This is a genomic window from Yersinia sp. 1252 StPb PI, from assembly GCF_048593885.1.
Classification (GTDB): domain Bacteria; phylum Pseudomonadota; class Gammaproteobacteria; order Enterobacterales; family Enterobacteriaceae; genus Yersinia; species Yersinia enterocolitica_E.
The window spans coordinates 1-19,710 of record NZ_JAZGQE010000082.1 but is presented as its reverse complement, the minus strand read 5'-3'; the positions used below and the strand labels follow the sequence as shown (position 1 = coordinate 19,710).

Sequence of the window (19,710 nt, the reverse complement as noted above, 5' to 3'; positions counted from 1 at the left end):
ATGATAAGGAAAAAAAAACGAATATCATATGCAATAAACACCCCCATTTACTTAATCAGACCAATGTCACCTTGGCGTAATCCACCCTTATTTATTGCTTAAGAAAGTAAATAAGATGATACAGATGTTGTTAGTTAGTTATATTTACTCTTGCAATAAATCGGGACATTGAACTCATTTCTTCATCTTTTCCCTCACTAAGAATCAGCTATCTGCAACAATTTTTACGTGTTACAGACGTGAAAATAAATGCAATTAAGGTAAACTGAGACGCCTAAATAAGGGGATAGAATGAGTAGTGAAATATTTCTTGCCGTGCTGGGCGCGGCACTGTTACATGCTTGCTGGAACGCTCTTGTTAAATTTGGCAATGATCGTTTTGTCGCTATCTCTTTGATGGCAATTTTCTCCGGAGTGATTTCACTGTTCGGTATTTTTTTTGTGGCGTTACCCTCGCTGAGCGCGCTTCCCTGGTTACTGTTGTCGGTTGCTTTTCACACAGGTTATTGCCTGTTTCTAAGTAAAGCTTATGAACAAGCCGAGTTTGGTCAAATCTATCCTATCGCACGTGGCGTTGCCCCCTTATTAAGTGCTCTGCTCTCTTGGTTAATCTTGTCGGAAATCCCCAGGTCGTTAGCTTTAGTTGGGGCGGCTATTTTAGTCTCCGGTGTCATCATGATGACATTTGATGGCCGACGTGGCACTGACAAAGTCAATGGCAGGGCTATTATCTATGCCTTAATTACGGCGACTTTTACTGCCTGCTACACCCTATCTGATGGGGCTGGCAGCCGCGCCAGCATTGAACCACTCAGTTATATTTTTTGGTTGTTTATGTGCAACGGCATAGCCATGTTTGCATTACTTTGGATAATGCACCGCAATGTGGTTTTTCGTCAAATACGCCAGCACTGGCGACACGGCGTGATTGGTGGCGCGATGCAATTACTGGCTTATGGCATTGTCATTTGGGCCATGAAAAGCACGCCAATCGCCCTCGTTGCCGCTCTACGTGAAACCAGTGTCTTGTTCGCCATGATAATCTCAATCTGGATGCTAAAAGAGAAACCATCGATGTTACGACTCATCGCCAGTGCCATTATTCTGATGGGGGTAGCAGTAACCAAACTTGGCTAATACTTAACCAAAAAATGTAAACTCCATTTCTTAGAAAAGGAGAAGACTACTTCTTCAGCAAACGCGCTATACTCATATAAATCCTATAAATAAGGAGAATATATGCTCATAGGATTTGTTTTATTGGTTAGCACCTGCGGTATGGATGCTTGCGAGGCACTGCCCGTGACCGATGATGTCTATACAACACGCCACGAATGCATGGCTGTAGCTACTCGTCTTCATGAACGCAGACCTGATGTGGTTTTGATTTGCGGTGAAGTATACCGCCAGCCTGACAGCGATCAATCTCATTGAGGGTTTCACTGTATTAATTCGATCTGCTGAACATCCGTTCCGATATTATTTTTTAATATTAGAGGATGTGCTTTATTTCCTACATTTATTCTGTAAGAAATTGGGAAGTTCACAAAAAAACAACCAAGGTGACGTTAACTACATTCGCCAATCATTAATGCTAATCACCAAAATAAAGTGTTAAATGGCCTGCTGAGTTAAATGTAATATCACAGAAAACCAGTGATAAACACACTGCTGATATTAGTTGCCTGACTAAATTACCGAACCAATGATATAAAACATTAACAGACTAGATATCACCACAACCACGACATTGTTAATGAACAAAGCAAACATCACACTGAATAGTGCGCCCATAAATAGGGATTATCCGGGAATGAGCATAGTGCACCATACTGAAATAGATAATTGGCCCACAAATTGTGGTTAATAAACAGACTGTGGCGTACTTAAGTGCCTGGATGAACTCCCCTCAATAGCACAGAGGGACGATTGATCATCGGAACAACAATTGAAGCGAAGGTGGCAATAATGGAGAAATCTAGCTGCAAGCGGGCAAGATCAGGCATCATTGTGCCACTACAGGCTATTGTTTTCTCTTACCCGAACAATTAGAGCGCATTTTATCGGGACAGTAATAAATATCAGGCAAGCCACCACCAGCCCGATCCCCACCCACCCCGTAATAGGTAGTCTTTCTCCCACGATAATCACTGCCAATATGGCAGCAACAACAGGCTCGATGAGGGTAATGGTGGTCGCCATACTTGCCGTTATACGAGCCAGCCCATATCCATAGCAAATATAGCCAAGAAACATCGGAACCAACGCCATATAGGCACCCACTGCAGCATTACTCCAAGATTCCAGCAGCGGGGCTCCAGTCATAAAGAGTACTGGCATTAGCAAAATGCCGCCAAGACCAAAAGTCGCCCCCATCGCTGTGCGAGAAGGAAGCCCTCGCTGCATCAAACGGCGAGCAGCCCACGAATACAGCGCATAAGTAAAACCAGCAAGAAGGCCTAGAATTACCCCTATCGTGACATTGGGTGACTGAACCAGAGTGCCGTGGCCCCCACTTTCAGCCATACAAAGCAACACCATGCCTGCAATGCCAAGAGCCGCCCCCAACATCCAGCGAATCGTCAGCCGCTCGCCCTCCAAGACATATTCAATCAGAGCAGATAACAGGGGGGCAGAACCAATAGAAATGACAGTCCCAACAGTGACACCCGCTAAATGCATAGAGGCATAGAATGCCAGCGGATAGATGGCAACAGCAATGACCCCTATCAGCAGTAAACGCCACTGTTGAAGGAATTTATCTACATAACTAATGATACTCCCAGCGGCTATCATCGCCTGGAGTAGCCCCCCAAGCCCCATCGCAACAGCGCCTATGGCAACAGCACTAACCGCAGGAGCAAATGTTGCCGCTGTTCCAGTGGTTCCCCACAAGATGGCCGCAATCAATACTCCCACCCTGCCCATCATGCGATCTCTTGGCGTGACAGTCATAGCGACTCCATCATTTCGGCGGCCATTGTCATTGCCTGACGAACGCACTCACCATTCCCTTCCAAGCCCGCGCGAGACATACTCCCCTCGAGTAAAAATGAAAAGTGCCTGGCCATCCGTATGGCACGTTGTTCATCACCAGAGAGAAGCACACAAAGATGTTCAGCCAGAATCGACTCTACCTGCTCCTTGTGCCCGCGCACTGCCTGTCTGCCCGGTGCGCCCGCGGGCAGTTCAGCCGCGGCATTCAGTAGTCCGCACCCTCTGAATCCACGTTCATAGGCAAATTCAGCATGGTCTGCATAAGCAAGAAAAACAGCCATCACGCTCTCTTTCGGACTCGCCGTTTGTTGCAGACGATTAGCGTACAGTGCGAGCCACTCTTCATGACGAATCTGTAAATAAGTAGCAACAAGTTCTGCTTTAGACTCAAAGTTGTTGTAGAGACTTTTCTTGGCAACACCTGCCCTTTTAACAATGGCATCAATACCCGTTGCCGCAATGCCATCGTTATAGAACAACACCCTTGCAGCACTCAGCAGCCGATCTCGGGCACTTTCTGATAGTTCGCGTGAGGACATGGCAAATTTCTTCCTGCTTTGGATTATTATAGGTATACCAGTCTACCTACTATTATTGTGACGTCAATACGAGCAAGAAAGTATGCTCTATATTAAATATTGGGAACTAATGCCGTACTCAGGGCATAGCGTCAGGTTAGGTTTGACAGGACATGAGGAAAAAGACTGATGATTGGTTTCACACCGGGTGTTTCATCAATATAAACTCGGCCATTGCCGAGTTTATATGCTTGAGTACTGAGACCGATGATAATTACGTGAGCTTAGCGCCCTTTCTTCTTACGTCCGGGCTGGGTAAAGCGCTTGCGGGAAGCTGAGTTACCATCGGGTTTTTCGGCCTTTTTCGCCCCACTAACACTCGGTTTTTTATCTGCCACGGGCTTAGCCTTGGCTTTTTTCACCGGTTTTTCGTCAGATGATGAATTTTCAATCAGCTTAAATAACTCGATTAACTCATCATCAGTCAAATCTCGCCACTCACCCATTGGCAGCCCTTTCAGGGTGACGTTCATGATACGAGTGCGCTCAAGCTTGGTGACTTCATAGCCAAAATGTTTACACATACGGCGAATTTGACGGTTAAGCCCTTGCACCAGCGTGATATTAAATACAAAGGTCGCGACTTTATTCACTTTGCATTTTTTGGTCACGGTTCCCATCATCGGTACACCAGCACCCAGACCGAGAATAAACTCGTCAGTCACTGGTTTGTTGACCGTCACCACGTACTCTTTTTCGTGGTCGTTCCCGGCGCGCAGGATTTTGTTAACCAAATCACCGTGATTCGTCAAAAAAATCAACCCCTGCGAGTCTTTGTCCAAACGTCCGATAGGGAAGACTCGTTTACTGTGATTAACGAAATCAACGATGTTATCGTTTTCCCCCTCTTCGGTGGTGCTTATGATGCCAACCGGTTTATTCAGTGCGATCAGCACCAAGTCGTTTTCGTCACGCGGTTCGATAAGCTGACCGTTAACTTTGACTACATCCCCGCCATATACTTGATCGCCAACAGCGGCCCGTTTGCCATTAATAAAAACATGTCCTTGTTCAATATAACGATCGGCATCACGACGAGAACAGATACCGCTCTCGCTAATATATTTGTTAAGACGAGTGGATGAGTTGGTCAGCATAAATCTTCCGTAAAAATAAGATTATATCACGTTAGGCTATGAAGCCGGCAGAGCAGCTTAACAGAGAGAATGCAAAGTCATAAAGACGATTTCGAAGGATATGATGGCCGGTGGCAATATCATCGTGCTGCAACGTATCCTCGGCCACTCAGATATTCGGGTCACCATGCGCTACTCTCACTTCGCGCCAGACCACCTGCAAGACGCGATTCACTTTAATCCATTAGCTCGATTTGAGAGTGGCTGCAAAGTGGCGATAGCGGATGAGATAAAAGTAACGAAGCGGGAGGTAAGCGAATGATATTTATGTGTATGGTTGATTTTTAATGTCTATCATATTTTATCTTAGCCATAAAGTGGCAGTTAACACAGATAGACTGATACCCAATAACCTAGCAACCCACCTTGATCGTAATACAGCTAGAATATTGGATTTACTTTCTGTAAAAGATTATGACTTGCTGGATAGCAGCACTTATGAATTCATTGTTTATCGCCCACCAGAAGATGAGCCGACATATAGTAAATCTCAATTTTCAAAACTCAATGAAGCCCTATTTTCAATACAAGAGGTCGATGATAAACACTCTATTAGGGNTGTCCCTGTAACAACAGTACACCAAGCTGCAAGTCGTATAATTAAAGCTGAGAATCAAGCCGCATAAATATAGACCCGGCCCCGCTGCCAGGTTTTATTGCTTCCTAGCCAGCGCCTCCACCACAGCCCTCATCGCCTCTTCTGTAATCTCTGAACGCTTTATCTTTTTATTAGCTAATGATGTCCTCAACACTCCCGCAATGACCACATGCTTTGGCTCTTGTCCAAGATCACGCATCTCAAGCACCACCTTCCCCACTACTCGGCACATTTCGTTATATAGCGCGTCTGAATCTTTTGTGCTCATAGCTGCTCCCATCTGAATTCCCCTCAATTTACCACAGTTAGCGGCATTTTTGGCGCTGCCATACTTCTGTAATGAAAGTTGTCGGATCAAGCACTTTATTATTGAAATTTCCTACAAAAGTCAGGGCGACATCTCATTTCATATGGGTCTCATGTAAGATATAGTCTCAAGCCTTAGCGACTGAAAATACACTGTTGTAAAAATCGAGGGATGATAAGCTGAAGTTCCTTTTGGGCTAAAGGAGTAGTCTGAAGCTCAATCGTATAAAACGGACGATAAGTACATTATTTTAAACAAAGCTATAAAGGCTATTCTTTGTTGGAAAATAGGAAAGTGCCGACCTTCAGATTAAATACCTAAATGATGTGGTTGTATATGCCCACTATAAGTTGAAGACAATTTACGCCACGATCTAGCGTATCGAGGTAATGTGAACGTTGCGTAAAACTCAATAAGAACCCTATTGCCAGGGTTATCCCCAAGATGAAATGTATCTGGTAAATTACATTATCTGCCTCTAAGGCCTTTTAGGAAAAAATCCATTTTATCCTAAGTGGCTATTTGCACCTATTTTAAGAGTGAAATTAAATATAATGTTTACATTCAGCGCTTTAAAGTTAAATAATATCACGTTGTCATTATTATTAGTCAGTATAAGTTCATCGACTTTAGCCGGGACATGGAACGGTTCAGTCTCTGATAATTGGTTTGAGGGTGGTAACTGGTTGCCGAATACTATACCCGACACCACTACAACAACGATAATTAATAATGGATTAGTAAATCTTAGTAATGGTATATCCACTATTACTCAGCTTCAGTTGGCCCCCTCTTTAAATAATAATTCCCAATTAACCATTTCAGATAATGGCCATTTAACGATGGTAGGCACTAATATTATTGCTGTCGGTGGCGAAAGTGGAAGTAATGGTAGTGGCAAAATAGTTGTGAGTGGCGACAATGCATCGTTAACCATGGCTAATGCATCTCTTTATGTTGGCCTATACGGCTACGGTGAGTTACAGATTATCGACGGCGGAAAAATGTATATGCTAAATGCCAGTCGGGGATTAGTTTTAGCTGACCATCTTAGTGCCACAGGCATTGCTGAAGTCGACGGTCAGGGTTCATTGATCGATATAGCGGGTAATCTTACCGTTGGCGGTGATGGCAAAGGCTATCTGAATATTACCAATGGTGGCACAGTAAATGCTCATAGTTCATATGATGGTTACGGTTTACTGATTGGCGGATATAACGGTGATAACCGCGGTGGTGGAGTGGTGGCGGTCGACGGCATTGGCTCGACCTTGAATATTACTGGTGATGTTTATATTGGCAATACCGCATCAGGCAATATGTCAGTTTCTAACGGTGCTAAAGTTAATGTACTGAGTACCGCATCTTCTTATCTGGCTGACCAGCAAAACGATGTAGAAAATAGTGTGCTAGTGACTGGGCAAGGTTCAGAATGGAACGCAGGTACGAATTTATTTATTGGCCGGGGCAACGCTAGCGGAGCATTAACCATTAATGACGGTGGTAAAGTTTCTGTCGGTCAGGCGATCGGTGTGGGCTATGGCGATTATAATGCTAGTCTGGCAAGTGCCGGCACCAACGTTATTAATATTGGTGGTACTGAAATCAGTGCGCCTCATGCCGCAGGCTATCTTGATGCTCCGGCCATTCAGCTGTTCACCGCTGATAAAAGTATTCTTAACCTGAACCATACAGATAACACCGGCGACTATATATTGGCTGCGGTAATTGACGGTAATGGCACGATTAACCAGTTGGCAGGTACCACCACATTGACCGGTGATAGTCGTTACTTTGCCGGTAAAACTCAGGTTTATGGTGGTAGCCTGATTGTGAATAACGTATTAGGCGGACAAGTTAATATTGCCGAGTTAGGTATGTTGGGTGGTAGCGGTATAATTAATGGTAATGTTGAAAATTCCGGATTAATCGCACCGAGCATTTTATCGTCATCGAGTATTGACTCCCCTACTCGAATAGGTTCCAGATTTAACACATTAACCATTAATGGTGATTATACTAGTAACAACGGTAAGTTAATACTCAACAGTCATTTGTCCGATGATAACTCTCCCACCGATAAACTGGTGATTAACGGCAATACGAGCGGCAATACACATGTAAGGGTGGATAACCTCGGCGGCAGCGGTGCACAAACCCTGAACGGTATTGAACTTATCCAAGTAAACGGTTTATCTGACGGTGAGTTTGTCAAAAGTGGTCGCATCGTGGCCGGGGCCTATGATTACTCACTGGCCCGCGGGATAGGTAGCAATACCACCAACTGGTATTTGACTAGCCTAAGCAATGAACCGGTTGACCCTGAAAATCCCGTTGGTCCAGGTGAAGAAATGAAACGCCCTGAGGCGGGAAGTTATGCAGCGAACTTGGCGGCAGCTAACAATATGTTTGTCACCCGTCTGCACGATCGTTTAGGGGAAACTCAATATATCGATGCCCTGACAGGCGAGCATAAAGTGACCAGCATGTGGTTACGCAATGAAGGTGGGCATAACCGCTCACGTGATACCAGCGGGCAGTTGAAAACCCAAAGTAACCGCTATGTGATGCAATTAGGTGGCGATATCGCGCAGTGGAGTAACAATGACCTGAACCGTTTACATTTAGGTGTCATGGCCGGTTACGGTAACAGCAAGAGCAATACACGCTCGAAATCCGGTTACCAGTCAGACGGCTCTGTTGATGGTTACACTGTCGGCGTGTACAGCACCTGGTATGCCAACGATGAAGACAAGTCCGGATTGTATGTCGACGGTTGGGCACAATACAGTTGGTTCAACAATACCGTTGAAGGTCAGGATTTGGCAAGTGAGGAGTACAAATCTAAGGGTGTGACTGCCTCGCTTGAGAGTGGCTATACCTTTAAAGTTGGCGAGAATGCAGCTAAAAACGCCACCTACTTTATCCAGCCCAAAGCACAGATTACCTGGATGGGGGTGAAAGCAGACGACCATAAAGAAACCAACGGCACCAATGTGTCTGGTGAAGGTGATGGCAATATCCAGACTCGTCTGGGTGTGAAAGCCTTTATGAATGGGTACGCTGCTCAGGATAAAGGCAAAGATCGTGTGTTCCAGCCGTTTGTTGAAATTAACTGGGTTCATAACACCAAAGACTTTGGCACCAATATGGATGGTGTGACCGTGAAACAAGAAGGCGCAGCGAATATTGCGGAAGTGAAAGTGGGGGTTGAAGGTCAGATCAACAAGCAAGTCAATCTCTGGGGTAATGTTGGCCAGCAAGTGGGCAACAAAGGTTACAGCGATACAGCGGTGATGTTAGGGGTTAAATATAACTTTTAATACTGATTGCAACATTCAAACTAAATAAGTTGACAGACCGGGCGGCAATTAAGCCCGGTTTTGTATTTCATGCTTCAGATAAAACAGTATCCGGTGACTCTGGCCACTCAATATCGGGCACTAGGGAAACATCGATGTTCTTCACTTTTACCCGATACTGTTTCCAGGCTTTTAAGTCGGCTCGGAATTTATCCGGTACAACATCATCGCTATCTTCCAGCTCTTCAATTTCATCTGACAATGCGCCTATCATGTCAGATGCATGAGACATGAGTGATACTTTCTCTCTATCGTTCAAAAGTTATACCTAAACTTGCCAGATGCTTATATTAATCACCCAAGCGATTTACCGTCGGCAGAGCAACGTTTCACTAATGGATTATCAATCGCACGACAGGTCAGAGACCGTGCAATACAGCTAGCCCTATAGCTTATCAACTATCATTTTAGGTGGTACTTATAGTGCCACCTATCTTCGCTAGCGTCCCGATTGGCAGCTAACCATTAGTTATTACGTTTTCTTTCCGGCGTTTTTCCGCCAACTAATGACTTCATCGAGCCGACCCTTGCAGATCCGCAGCTCACGCTTGAGAGCTAGTGTATACAGCCCACTATCACCCCATGTAGCACCAACGAACTCCGGCACCTCGCATATGACCAATGCTGATTCTGGGGGCCACAACTGGATCAAGTAGGTAATAGTTCCCGTCGTAGTCACTCGGAGATATGAGGGTGTTTTCAGTAATTGACTGTTTTGACGGGAGCTAAATAAAAAAGGCCACCAAATTGGTAGCCTTAAAATTATTCTGTAGTGATCGGGATGTTCTCTGGCTATATCAGTTTTAATCTATAGATATTAATAACGAGCTAATTATATAAAACCCATTTATAAATAATCTATTTTAATTCAATTAATTGAACTTATATATTCATTGACGGGAACGATCCCTTCGGTAAAATGAAATCAACATAACTTTCCCTGGTGTTGGCCGAATTGGCATCCCTTACCAAATAAGATAGAGGTAAGGGCTTTTTTTTGCGCCTAATAATCATATTGGATTGGTCGATAAAATAGAATGCAGTGATAGCTAACTACCACAGGTAGGACGACTGAGCCACAATCATCAAAAAGCAACTGTCACGGCAAGTTATAATTTACACCAACAACATAAACAATTAGTAAATATCACTCATTTTTATTGAGCTCCTCGTCACCCCCCAAAAAAATAAACAAAAAAATCACCGAAGCGAGCCTTAAAAAATGTCGTGAATTGATCGCTTAGCGTTGCATAAAACTAGTGACTAAAATTAAATCTATTACACTATAAAAGCACTCGGTGTAGCCCTGACTGTAGCAGTGTCAATTAGCTAAACGGGACAGAGCTCGCAAGCACTCTTATCCGAAAGTTATAACCCTTTCGATGTTAATCGTGCCACGTGCTCGACAAATAGTTGAACAGGGTTGGTACTGCTGGTAACAACCCCCGCAGTTTGATTGATAGCATCCAGGTGATCCATTGAATAATCAGAGCGTATAACTTTGCCGAGATGCATACTATAGCGCCCAACCAACCCATCATTCTGTAAACGTTCTTTTGTGAACAGAAATGAGAGGGCAACCATTGAAATATGCAGCGGATCAAAATTATTGAGCCCCTGCTCAATCGGGTTGTAATTAATCACCCCACCCCAAGAATAATAATAAACGCCGTTCTCATATTCTTTACCTTCTCCTCCCCAATTGCTTGGCAAACCCTGCGGATATTTGGCATTGAATTTAGCGACGCCTTCGCTGGTGAGCGAGTTAAGCGCTGCGACACTGTCTTGTGGCAGGGAGGGACGACCAGTCATAATGGAAAGGAATGAGCCAAAAGCGTTCATCACTGCGCCCGCAATATCTTCTGGAAGGGAGCCTGGTTTCATCGCCAAACGGACCAGATCGGCAATTTCTGAGCCAAAGTTTGCCCCATTAACGGAGGTAACAGACGCAACCAGTTCGGGATGAATGGCGGCGACGTAGCGACAGGCCAAAGGGCCTTGGCTGTGGCCAATCAGGTTGACCTTGTGGGATCCGGTTAACTGGGTGACTTGTTTTACAAAACTGAGCAATTGTTCACCACGAGCTTCATTACTGTTTTCTGCCGATATAGAGGCAGTGAATACAGTAGCTCCGGCTTTTTCCAGTGCTTGCTGAATACCGAAAAAATAAGGATAGATTCCAGCAATCTTATCGAAACCACTGAAACCGTGAACGAGAATAATGGGATATTTTAATGAATTAGACATGATGAATACCTTTCAGGATTATTTGTCCATGTGGTCGAAATAAATAGTAAATTAAGGTGATGATTCCAATCCGTCATTACTGTTGTGTGGCGAGTAATACAAAGAATGCCTAATGGTGACGCTGTTGATCATTAATAAAACATGCGCTTTTCAATGAAGGTATCCGCCCATTCCACAAACAAAAAAGCCCTGACTTATGTCGGGGCTTATCATTTTTGAAGTCGGTTACGGTTCCGGCGTCAACATCTAACGATGTGCTGACTACATACCTTTAAATGTACTTCTGTGGTGGCGAGGGATTCGCCGACGTCGTTTCACTGGTGTTCCACTGGTATCCCCACATATCGGCGCCGGCTTTCACCACATTCGGCTGGATACTGTTTCACAACGATTGGATTAACCAATCCAGTACCCATGCGAATGTAGAAATGAAAAAAGACCAAAATTAAATAGCACCATAATTATTGCAATATTAACTAGCATACGACTCATCAATGACCAATGTATTTATTTTGACACTCATTAAATATTTCAAGTATATGGACGTGAGCATATAAAAGCTCACCTGCAAATTTGGAGAAATCATTATGTGTAAAATTATAAAGTATGGAGCGGTAGCCTTGTTGTTTACAATAGCAACCTCTACGTTTGCTTGTGTCTCTATGGGTGTTAGTCACACGTGTAATAAAGATTGTAATTCTTGGTCAGAGCCCTGGTACGCACTTTGTATATATGGTGGAGAACAACATCGATAGCTAATAAAAAGCCCCTGAGCAATTAACTCAAGGGCTGGAAAGTTGCCTGTCTTTCCCGACTGTCACTTCACATCAGTAAGGTACACTTAGCTTCTTTTGGAAAGTCGATAGTGTGTATCGTTGATTTACCCAGCGCTCATGCGAATGAGCCCTCCAGTAATTACAGCCCCCACCAATAATTCAACGGCATTGCTGAGAGATACTATCCGTCCCGCGAGGGCATATCTCTGAAGAACTTGGGTACGGCATTGGTATCCAACTCCAAGAACAAGCAGACAATGCTAAACACAAAACAACAGCAATTAACATTCTCATAAATCACATCCCTATCATTTGTTAAGGGAATATATCAAAATATTAATAACCCATTTTTAAACGAATAGTGATTTACTTAAAATAAAAAGCCTCGGCGATTAACCGAGGCTTTGAATTTGGTGCTGTGATAGCTGACCCTGTAACCGTACCAATGATAATGCAATCCTTGCACCAAGGTAACTATCACAGCACTGTATAATTTACATTGCAATAATAAACAAACATTAAACATGACCAGTTTTATAGTGGGCATGACTCACAAAACGGCAAATCCCCTGCTGTTAAGCTAAGGGCTGAAATTTGGCCCGCCACCGAGGTCTCGAACCTCGCACCTACAACAACTATGGTTATCGGCTCTATCCAGCTGAGCTAGTGGCGGTTAGGAAGCGGATTCTACGCATCAATTTATAAGCACGCCATCAGCAAGGTTACTTTTCAGATAATTCAGCCCACTAATGCAAACTCCAGAAACGACAAAACCCCGCACAAAGGCGAGGTTTATTTGACTGGATAAGCGCTACTGCATAACCAACTCTTATCACACTAATGCACTTTTTGCGGCCGCACCAACACTTTTATCATAAATTTCTGACTTCATTGTTGCCGGGTCCATTTCCAGGCAAACGTCTATCATCGACAAGCAACCATCAACAAATCCTTCGGCCATCTGCATGCTCACCCTGACGGCTCTTTCATCCCGTTTCTGCTGTCGAGCAATGGCCCGTTTTGACTGATTCAACACATAATGCCGTATAATCAGTTCGTACTCATCAGGTCGATATTGATTTAGTCGGGCAACACAACCATCAACAATTAGACCCTCATTATCACAGCATGATTGTTGAGTACCAGAGGTGTCGGGTATTAATCCCTTAAACCCTGCGGCAATAGCAGAGTAATCGAGTTCTGAAGAATATCTGGCCCATATAGCCCATCAACGACTTTTCTGGTCATTCCAGTACGGGAGCCGTAACGTCGTAATACAGTTGCAATTTGCTCTACCTGCGCCGGGAGATTTCTATCCAATACCATATTCAGCGCTAACTGGCAGGCAGCAATGGCACGAGGTGGATGCGATCGCTTATGCAGCCACACACTAATTGCGGCCCGTAAGCGTTGCTCGGCTTTACCGTCATTGCGATATTTGGTCATCAAAATATCGAATCCGACAGGGTGTAGATGCTGGCAGGTAGCAAAAGTACCTAATATCTGGTCTTTGGTCAGAACTGCACGACCCCGGCCAATATTCAGCGATTCTATGCCGACACAGCGAGGATCATGTATTTTGATCAGTCGTTCAATTGCTGTAGTCATTGGTCAGTCCTGTGTTTTAAATTCACAAGACTGATTCTATATTTCATTGCATAAATCGCAACAAAAACAGAATTATTGCAAAAAAATAAAATTACTGAAGTACTTTGATATGATTAGTCAATAACATCTTTTCCGTTGCCAAATATCCATCAGGTTGAGTAAAAGAAATATATTTTTCATCGTACAACCATTTATACATAGCTTTAATGTAGTCAGCATAATAATTAGCAGGATTATCTTTTATGTTGCCAGCGTTATTAGAATTATCCATAAAGCAATATTGGTTTATTGGTGAACCGTAACTATCAGTTCCTGAGACAACAGCATGAGTTGTTCACTCCGTAAACTCTTCACCGAAGAGAACTATTTTAAGGCCACTATCTATGATCTCTTTTACATCAAACCAAGCTCTTGATGGGAAATTTTTCAAGCAGTGATTTCGTATCAAGGTATATATAATATCAATATGTTCCATATTTAATCTCCAATATAGCAGCAGTTATATATTCGCATTCGGGAAATCACTATAACCATATGTAAGATAAGACTCTATTGAATCTTTAGCATTTCTGGAACCTTGGTATACTTCAGCAAAAAACCCAGCATTTATCATTCTGTCGATCCACTTGGCCTGTTCCTTGGTGGGTTTTCCATCGCTAGCTTTCATCTCAATCCACAACCCCGCATACCCACCACGCGGTAGCGCCAAAAACAAATCCGGCCCCCCCCTTCCTCAACCCTAGCCGCTTGGCATCCCTTGCCGCCTTTGGCCCACGCTTCCCCTCATTGGGTATATGGATCAGATAGTCCCCGATACAAATACCATCGATAACAGTTTTATCTGCCCATTCAATAAGCGCGGCCTGTTCCTCGGTTTCCGCCTGGTGGTTAACTTTACGAACTTTCCCGTTACGCACTTCCAGCTTTGCTGCTGTTCCGATGATGCCAATGGCATCTATGCTATTAAGCATTTTTGCTTACGGTAAAAGAATCAAGCTTCTTTAGCTGATGACATATAAATAAAGAGAGCGAAATCAGTGATAACACGATGGCCCAACCAAAGTGAGCATCATTGGAAAATATATGATGAACAAGAAACGAAAAGTAAGCTGACGCATAGAGAATAGCTATTATGAATAGGTTTACTGGTGAAGGGTTATATCCTGTTAATCTATTATAAAATAAGCGTCCCTTTTGTCGTTTTCTCGCATTTTTGGACATAGATAACTGTTCGGCTATTAAAGCCAAAACAGCATGATACCCTGTAGTAAAAGCCCCAAACACTCCAAATATAAATGCATATTGGATGTACGAGTCCACATTACTTACAGTTGATAAAGCGACCGAAGTAATAGAAAAAAAACCGAATATCGTGGAATAGAAATATTTAAAAAACAATATATTATGACGCATCAATAGTCCCTTATCCGTTAAATGCCTTTCCCGATTTTATCCACAATTCGATTGTTTTGTACAATGCTAACAACAGAGTTTGCTCCTTCTCTCCCGCCCTCCATTCATATGGTATCCTGGTGACCACTATCCGCAAAATGTTGGAGCATAAAACCCAGAATCAGCGCAAAGCATGGCAACTGGCACACCAGCTTCGCATTCCCTCCAAAAGAGACATTATCAACCGGTTAATTCGGGAGGTTTAACCATATCCGACCGTAGCATTCGATAGCAGTATCACTAAAACATAGCCCCTTACCACTCTAGACCAAACGACCATAATAGGGCGTAACATCTTTGCGCCCTTTCCTACTGAGGAAAGACCAATGACCAAACTACTGACATTAGAAGAATGGGCGGAAGAAACCTACCGCAGCAAGCAACCAACCCCCCAGACACTCCAGCGCTGGGCGCGAGGCGGCAATATTTATCCGGCCCCTGAAAAACATGGGCGGGAATATCGTGTACAGCCAGGTGCCATTTATATTCAACCTAAAAGCTATCACTTAGCTAAAAAAATAATAAAAGCATCACCCGATGTTAACTCACCATTAATAGAGAGAATTAATCATGGCATCAAGGCCGCAAAGATATGATGCCAATTTACCTAGGAACCTTACCTATCGCCGCTCGCGCAAATCATTTTACTGGCGTAACCCTATTACTGGGGAGGAAATAACCCTCGGACAAATTGCCCGGAGGGATGCCATCTCTCAGGCCATTCAGGCTAACAACTATATTGAATCAAACTTTCAGCCAGTAGCCCTCCTTGAACGATTGCAAGCTCCTGCCCCAACTCCTGCGGCTAAAGCCGAAGTTAATACCGTAGCAAGTTGGCTAAAGCGCTATTCAGAGCTATTAAAGCGTAGAGAACTGGCTGAGAACACCATGAAAATGAGAGTCCTGCAAATCGGATATATTAACCAGCAATTTGGAGATAGGCCGATCGAAGCTGTTACCACCAGGCATATTGCTGATTTTATTAATGCCTATGTCGATAATGGTAAAAGTTCGATGGCGGTAAATCTACGTTCTGTTTTGTCGGATGTTTTTCGCGAAGCAATAGCTGATGGTTTAATTAGCACCAACCCAGTGGAAGCAACACGCACACCGTCACCAAAAGTTAAGCGAGAACGGCTCGACTATGCAGCCTTTTGCAAGATTTATGAGGCTGCCGACCAACAGCAGAACTGGGTTCAACTCAGCCTGGCACTGGCGCTGATTACCAGTCAGCGCCGTGACGATGTGCGGCAATTAAAAAGAAGCGATGTGCATGATGGCAAGCCTTGGGTAATTCAGGGCAAGACCGGCAATCAAATTGCTATATCACTCTCTTTACGGTTGGAAATAATGAACGCTAACGTTGGGACATTATAGAAAAGTGCCTGAATAACAGTAAAAGTGAATATCTCATCAGCTCATCCAGTAAAAGCTCAGGCCGAGAACCTGGAGCCTTAAACGCGGACTCGCTTACCAAAGCATTTGTTAAAGCATTAAAGGCCACCAATCTGGTTTATGAAATATCCCCTCCCAGCTTTCACGAGATCCGCAGCCTGGCATCGCGTCTTTATGAAGCGGAATACGGTAAGGAGTTTGCACAGAAATTGCTTGGACACAAATCGATGAAAATGACGAATGTATACCTGGATTCACGTAAAAATGAGTGGGTTGAGATTTAGGCCGAGTATAGGATTTCGTGGAAATTTCGTTTATTTTCGTTTGTTGTGAAATAACACCTTTAAAATCAACAAGTTAAAAAGAGACCGAATACGATTCCTATATTCGGTCTAGGGAAATGGCTCTTGGGAGAGAGCCGTGCGCTAAAAGTTGGCATTAACGTAGGCTTATTCAGCCGTACTCCTTAAGCGTAGTCGAGTACATGTGTTTCGCCAACTTGGCAATAGAACTAATTAATTACGGTTGTAAACTAATCTGAATGGCGAAAACTCAAACCTATTACTAGTAATAGTAATCATTTGAAAAATACGGGTTAATATTGGTGAGTCTCACAATCTCAGGTTTAATTTTGACACAATGACATTGCACGCTGCTGGAAAGGCGCCAAACTCATCTTCTGCCCAGGGTTGTTACTGTCATCTAACAACAAAATATCTAACGGCTTCGCTAATACAAGGCCAGATTTCATCTGCTCGGTAGCAATATCATTGAGGGGATATTGCGCTAACGTACTCGGGTTAATCACAAATAAAGCATTACCTGGGCGGCATTCCAGCATCACTTCTTCCCGGGTAAATGCCCATTGCTTACCAAATTCAAATTTACTGACCGTCACTATCTTTCCAGCAGCAATAGCGTTAATTGATAGCATCAGCAACGATAACGTCAGCACAAAACCTTTCATCTTAATTATCCTCAATTAATTGATTGCTTAGATTTTCTCGCATCCAAAGGCTCCAATGCAAGCTCAGTAGCAATATCTGTTACTTATAGCTTTACCCTATACCGGTGCCATAGTGGCAAAAACACTGACTAAGAGTAATACCGCTACACCGAGGATAATTTCCACACAACTATTTACCACTAGCCAATAGTGAGCTTTAGCGGGTAATTGCTTAAGCAATGGAACGATGAGATAACGATTAATCAGTGCAACAATAATCATAAACATCACCAATATCACTTTGCAGAGCAGAAGTATCTGATAAGTAGATGTCAGCGTCAGCGCGGTATCGCCCAGTATAATGATGCTGTTAATAACACCACTCGCCAGTACCAATACTACGGCCAGATGTCCCCAGCTTGAGAATCGAATCAACGTAGTGATTGCTTCACGTTTGACATCATTATTGCGGGTATAAACGAGGCAAATCAGCAGCGCTGGCAAGCAACCCAGCCAGTAACCCGCACTGAGCAGATGTATGATTTGATTAGTTTGGTGAATCCATCCCACTACTCCGGCATGCATCGCCGCATGCCCGGTAAAAGCAAGACTCGCGAGTAACAGCGTTGAGCAGCCCGCTATCAGTCGATAGTTGCTACGAGTTGAACCCAGCAACACTATCCACATAATCAAAATGGATAAACCCATATGCCATTGCCACACCTGGCCGAAGCGTGTACCAAATACCGACCACCAAACGGTCAATCGATAAGTATCAGCCCAACCATCACCCATCATTCCAGCCTGAACGGCTAAAAGCCCCACGGCAGAGATAAGCCCCAGAAAAGTACTGAAGATAAGTAGAGGTGACAGACGGTTTTTGAGTATTGAAGAGAATCGTTCTGGTGCTAATACAGCGGTGAATATACTGATGCCAAACATCAGCATCACCGCCAGAAAATGCAAGAAGCGACACAGAACGAATAGAGCCGCCAGAGACATATTATTTCACAGTGAAGCTGTATGTGCCTTTGGTTTTATGACCATCGACAGACACCACGTGCCATGAAACATTATATTTCCCTGCCGTTAATGCATGATCAATAGGCAAAATCAACTGTGTGTTATTCACCGGATCCAATTTTAACGCACCAGTTTTCACTACATTGTTATCAGGCCCGGTAACTTTCACGTCACTGAAATTGAGTTCAATACCTTCAGAGAAACCCAGCGTCACTGCTTCTGGTGCTGAACCGATAGTGGTATCGGCAGCCGGCGACTCTATCTTCAGGTGTGCGTGAGCCAGAGCTTGCTGGCTAGATATCCCAACAAACAACACAATAAGCGCCGAAAGCATGCGGCAAGAAGAACGGACTTTGCGAATAAACATAGTATCCCTTAATCAATGGGGAAAAGAATCAATCTGCTACCAACCATATCCTATATTGGCAGCGCGAACCCCTATCACTTCCAGTCAATTGCACTACCTGTGAGATAGCACACAAAACAAAACGCCAAATTCTGAGTGGTGATTGAAATATCACCACTAATTGGGCAGCAATTCAACTCACTGCCTTGTCGTTATTGCAAATGATAACGATTTGAATATGGCAAGTCGAGAAACCATAGCTAAACAATATGCAATTAGCACGAAAACAATAAGATGGAGGGAGTTGTGTAGCTAAGTTAGCGGGGGGAAAACGAAAATCGCAGTTTCTGATTCTGTTGATCGAGAATCAAAAACTGCGTCAATCACTCTAACAATAGAGATTAAGCTTGAACGTGGCTTTGGGCCGCCATTGTTTTCAGATCTTTATCAACGAAGAACAATGAATTACCGCTGTTACCCACCAAGGCCAGTTTATCAAGAATGGATTTGAACAGTTTTTCTTCTTCATGCTGCTCAGCCACATACCATTGCAGGAAATTGAACGTGGAATAATCGTGGTTTTCCATTGCTGCATGAGCGAGTTCATTAATTTGAGTAGTAATAAGCTGCTCATGCTCGTAAGTCTGCTTGAATACATCAGCCAGAGAAGCAAAATCAATTGGTGGGGCGCTGATCGTACCCAAAACCGGCATAGAGCCTGTTCCGCTGAGATATTCGAACAAACGCTGCATGTGTTGCATCTCTTCTTGAGAATGCTCTTTTAAAAATGCCGCAGCACCTTCAAAACCTTTATCGCTGCACCAGGCACTCATTTGCAGGTAAAGATTCGCAGAGTAAAATTCCAGATTAAGCTGCTCATTGAGCTTTTTTGCCATTTCTGTTTTCAACATAATAATTCCCTTATTTTTATAATGCAGG

The 19,710-nt window shown here is 43.7% G+C and carries 22 protein-coding genes and 1 pseudogene; 7 read left to right on the top strand and 16 right to left on the bottom strand.

Annotation, left to right across the window (positions count from 1 at the left end; genetic code table 11):
* Positions 1-291: 291 nt before the first annotated feature.
* The gene (locus V2A85_RS13275) at positions 292-1,137 is read left to right on the top strand and encodes a DMT family transporter (RefSeq protein WP_420071629.1); all 846 of its coding nucleotides are present in this window, start codon (positions 292-294) and stop codon (positions 1,135-1,137) included.
* 102 nt (positions 1,138-1,239) lie between these two features.
* Positions 1,240-1,434, top strand: coding sequence for a hypothetical protein (locus V2A85_RS13270; protein WP_083158639.1), 195 nt, complete (start codon positions 1,240-1,242; stop codon positions 1,432-1,434).
* A 582-nt stretch (positions 1,435-2,016) separates the two neighbouring features.
* Here V2A85_RS13270 and V2A85_RS13265 read toward each other — a convergent pair.
* From V2A85_RS13265 to rluF, 3 genes are all read right to left on the bottom strand, one after another.
* On the bottom strand, positions 2,017-2,955 hold the full coding sequence (locus V2A85_RS13265) for a DMT family transporter (RefSeq protein WP_420071628.1): 939 nt from the start codon (positions 2,953-2,955) through the stop codon (positions 2,017-2,019).
* Entirely contained in the window at positions 2,952-3,536 is a 585-nt protein-coding gene (locus V2A85_RS13260; protein ID WP_420071627.1) for a TetR/AcrR family transcriptional regulator, read from the bottom strand. Before V2A85_RS13260 ends, V2A85_RS13265 begins: the two co-directional genes overlap by 4 nt.
* A gap of 263 nt (positions 3,537-3,799) precedes the next feature.
* Positions 3,800-4,672, bottom strand: a complete 873-nt coding sequence (rluF, locus tag V2A85_RS13255; protein WP_083158636.1) for a 23S rRNA pseudouridine(2604) synthase RluF — start codon at positions 4,670-4,672, stop codon at positions 3,800-3,802.
* Positions 4,673-4,772: 100 nt separating this feature from the next.
* Here rluF and V2A85_RS13250 point away from each other — a divergent pair.
* Positions 4,773-4,973: pseudogene (locus tag V2A85_RS13250) on the top strand (hypothetical protein); the annotation flags it as partial.
* A 391-nt stretch (positions 4,974-5,364) separates the two neighbouring features.
* Here the strand turns inward: V2A85_RS13250 and fumD are convergent.
* Positions 5,365-5,577, bottom strand: coding sequence for a fumarate hydratase FumD (gene fumD, locus V2A85_RS13245; protein ID WP_420071626.1), 213 nt, complete (start codon positions 5,575-5,577; stop codon positions 5,365-5,367).
* Positions 5,578-6,458: 881 nt separating this feature from the next.
* On the opposite strand from fumD, the gene V2A85_RS13240 reads away from it, so the two are divergent.
* A complete protein-coding gene (locus V2A85_RS13240) occupies positions 6,459-8,939 on the top strand; it encodes an autotransporter outer membrane beta-barrel domain-containing protein (RefSeq protein WP_420071625.1) in 2,481 nt (826 codons plus the stop codon).
* Positions 8,940-9,006: 67 nt separating this feature from the next.
* On the opposite strand, the gene V2A85_RS13235 is transcribed toward V2A85_RS13240, so the two are convergent.
* From V2A85_RS13235 to V2A85_RS13200, 8 genes are all read right to left on the bottom strand, one after another.
* Complete coding sequence (locus V2A85_RS13235) at positions 9,007-9,237, bottom strand: tail fiber assembly protein (RefSeq protein WP_372559192.1); 231 nt, start codon at positions 9,235-9,237, stop codon at positions 9,007-9,009.
* Between the two features lie 213 nt (positions 9,238-9,450).
* Complete coding sequence (gene lysC / locus V2A85_RS13230) at positions 9,451-9,657, bottom strand: Rz1-like lysis system protein LysC (RefSeq protein WP_420071624.1); 207 nt, start codon at positions 9,655-9,657, stop codon at positions 9,451-9,453.
* A gap of 689 nt (positions 9,658-10,346) precedes the next feature.
* Positions 10,347-11,225 (bottom strand): lipase family alpha/beta hydrolase, encoded by an 879-nt coding sequence (locus tag V2A85_RS13225; protein WP_372559193.1) that lies wholly within the window; start codon positions 11,223-11,225, stop codon positions 10,347-10,349.
* A gap of 1,608 nt (positions 11,226-12,833) precedes the next feature.
* Complete coding sequence (locus V2A85_RS13220) at positions 12,834-13,223, bottom strand: antiterminator Q family protein (protein WP_420071631.1); 390 nt, start codon at positions 13,221-13,223, stop codon at positions 12,834-12,836.
* Positions 13,160-13,609, bottom strand: a complete 450-nt coding sequence (locus tag V2A85_RS13215) for a TIGR02642 family protein (RefSeq protein WP_420071623.1) — start codon at positions 13,607-13,609, stop codon at positions 13,160-13,162. The genes V2A85_RS13220 and V2A85_RS13215 overlap by 64 nt, the downstream gene beginning before the upstream one ends.
* A gap of 499 nt (positions 13,610-14,108) precedes the next feature.
* Complete coding sequence (locus tag V2A85_RS13210) at positions 14,109-14,288, bottom strand: hypothetical protein (RefSeq protein ID WP_420071622.1); 180 nt, start codon at positions 14,286-14,288, stop codon at positions 14,109-14,111.
* A complete protein-coding gene (locus V2A85_RS13205; protein WP_420071621.1) occupies positions 14,278-14,580 on the bottom strand; it encodes a hypothetical protein in 303 nt (100 codons plus the stop codon). The genes V2A85_RS13210 and V2A85_RS13205 overlap by 11 nt, the downstream gene beginning before the upstream one ends.
* Complete coding sequence (locus tag V2A85_RS13200) at positions 14,573-15,022, bottom strand: hypothetical protein (RefSeq protein WP_420071620.1); 450 nt, start codon at positions 15,020-15,022, stop codon at positions 14,573-14,575. Before V2A85_RS13200 ends, V2A85_RS13205 begins: the two co-directional genes overlap by 8 nt.
* A gap of 365 nt (positions 15,023-15,387) precedes the next feature.
* On the opposite strand from V2A85_RS13200, the gene V2A85_RS13195 reads away from it, so the two are divergent.
* The 3 genes from V2A85_RS13195 to V2A85_RS13185 are packed head-to-tail and all read left to right on the top strand — an operon-like array spanning position 15,388 to position 16,740.
* Entirely contained in the window at positions 15,388-15,657 is a 270-nt protein-coding gene (locus tag V2A85_RS13195; RefSeq protein WP_420071619.1) for an excisionase, read from the top strand.
* Positions 15,632-16,438: a phage integrase central domain-containing protein gene (locus V2A85_RS13190; RefSeq protein WP_420071618.1), complete on the top strand. Its 807-nt coding sequence runs from the start codon at positions 15,632-15,634 to the stop codon at positions 16,436-16,438. The genes V2A85_RS13195 and V2A85_RS13190 overlap by 26 nt, the downstream gene beginning before the upstream one ends.
* Positions 16,432-16,740 (top strand): tyrosine-type recombinase/integrase, encoded by a 309-nt coding sequence (locus V2A85_RS13185; protein ID WP_420071630.1) that lies wholly within the window; start codon positions 16,432-16,434, stop codon positions 16,738-16,740. The genes V2A85_RS13190 and V2A85_RS13185 overlap by 7 nt, the downstream gene beginning before the upstream one ends.
* 341 nt (positions 16,741-17,081) lie before the next feature.
* On the opposite strand, the gene V2A85_RS13180 is transcribed toward V2A85_RS13185, so the two are convergent.
* From V2A85_RS13180 to ftnA, 4 genes are all read right to left on the bottom strand, one after another.
* Positions 17,082-17,423: a YebY family protein gene (locus tag V2A85_RS13180; protein WP_193784646.1), complete on the bottom strand. Its 342-nt coding sequence runs from the start codon at positions 17,421-17,423 to the stop codon at positions 17,082-17,084.
* 96 nt (positions 17,424-17,519) lie between these two features.
* Positions 17,520-18,404: a copper homeostasis membrane protein CopD gene (gene copD / locus V2A85_RS13175; protein WP_420071617.1), complete on the bottom strand. Its 885-nt coding sequence runs from the start codon at positions 18,402-18,404 to the stop codon at positions 17,520-17,522.
* 1 nt (position 18,405) lies between these two features.
* Entirely contained in the window at positions 18,406-18,792 is a 387-nt protein-coding gene (yobA, locus tag V2A85_RS13170; protein WP_420071616.1) for a CopC domain-containing protein YobA, read from the bottom strand.
* 380 nt (positions 18,793-19,172) lie between these two features.
* Positions 19,173-19,682, bottom strand: a complete 510-nt coding sequence (gene ftnA / locus V2A85_RS13165; RefSeq protein WP_083158609.1) for a non-heme ferritin — start codon at positions 19,680-19,682, stop codon at positions 19,173-19,175.
* Positions 19,683-19,710: the final 28 nt, after the last annotated feature.

Coding starts and splice junctions, on each gene's coding strand:
- V2A85_RS13275 (WP_420071629.1), top strand. CDS start 292: ATGAGTAGTGAAATATTTCTTGCCGTGCTGGGCGCGGCACTGTTACAT.
- V2A85_RS13270 (WP_083158639.1), top strand. CDS start 1,240: ATGCTCATAGGATTTGTTTTATTGGTTAGCACCTGCGGTATGGATGCT.
- V2A85_RS13265 (WP_420071628.1), bottom strand. CDS start 2,955: ATGACTGTCACGCCAAGAGATCGCATGATGGGCAGGGTGGGAGTATTG.
- V2A85_RS13260 (WP_420071627.1), bottom strand. CDS start 3,536: ATGTCCTCACGCGAACTATCAGAAAGTGCCCGAGATCGGCTGCTGAGT.
- rluF (WP_083158636.1), bottom strand. CDS start 4,672: ATGCTGACCAACTCATCCACTCGTCTTAACAAATATATTAGCGAGAGC.
- fumD (WP_420071626.1), bottom strand. CDS start 5,577: ATGAGCACAAAAGATTCAGACGCGCTATATAACGAAATGTGCCGAGTA.
- V2A85_RS13240 (WP_420071625.1), top strand. CDS start 6,459: ATGGTAGGCACTAATATTATTGCTGTCGGTGGCGAAAGTGGAAGTAAT.
- V2A85_RS13225 (WP_372559193.1), bottom strand. CDS start 11,225: ATGTCTAATTCATTAAAATATCCCATTATTCTCGTTCACGGTTTCAGT.
- V2A85_RS13215 (WP_420071623.1), bottom strand. CDS start 13,609: ATGACTACAGCAATTGAACGACTGATCAAAATACATGATCCTCGCTGT.
- V2A85_RS13205 (WP_420071621.1), bottom strand. CDS start 14,580: ATGCTTAATAGCATAGATGCCATTGGCATCATCGGAACAGCAGCAAAG.
- V2A85_RS13200 (WP_420071620.1), bottom strand. CDS start 15,022: ATGCGTCATAATATATTGTTTTTTAAATATTTCTATTCCACGATATTC.
- V2A85_RS13195 (WP_420071619.1), top strand. CDS start 15,388: ATGACCAAACTACTGACATTAGAAGAATGGGCGGAAGAAACCTACCGC.
- V2A85_RS13190 (WP_420071618.1), top strand. CDS start 15,632: ATGGCATCAAGGCCGCAAAGATATGATGCCAATTTACCTAGGAACCTT.
- V2A85_RS13180 (WP_193784646.1), bottom strand. CDS start 17,423: ATGAAAGGTTTTGTGCTGACGTTATCGTTGCTGATGCTATCAATTAAC.
- copD (WP_420071617.1), bottom strand. CDS start 18,404: ATGTCTCTGGCGGCTCTATTCGTTCTGTGTCGCTTCTTGCATTTTCTG.
- yobA (WP_420071616.1), bottom strand. CDS start 18,792: ATGTTTATTCGCAAAGTCCGTTCTTCTTGCCGCATGCTTTCGGCGCTT.
- ftnA (WP_083158609.1), bottom strand. CDS start 19,682: ATGTTGAAAACAGAAATGGCAAAAAAGCTCAATGAGCAGCTTAATCTG.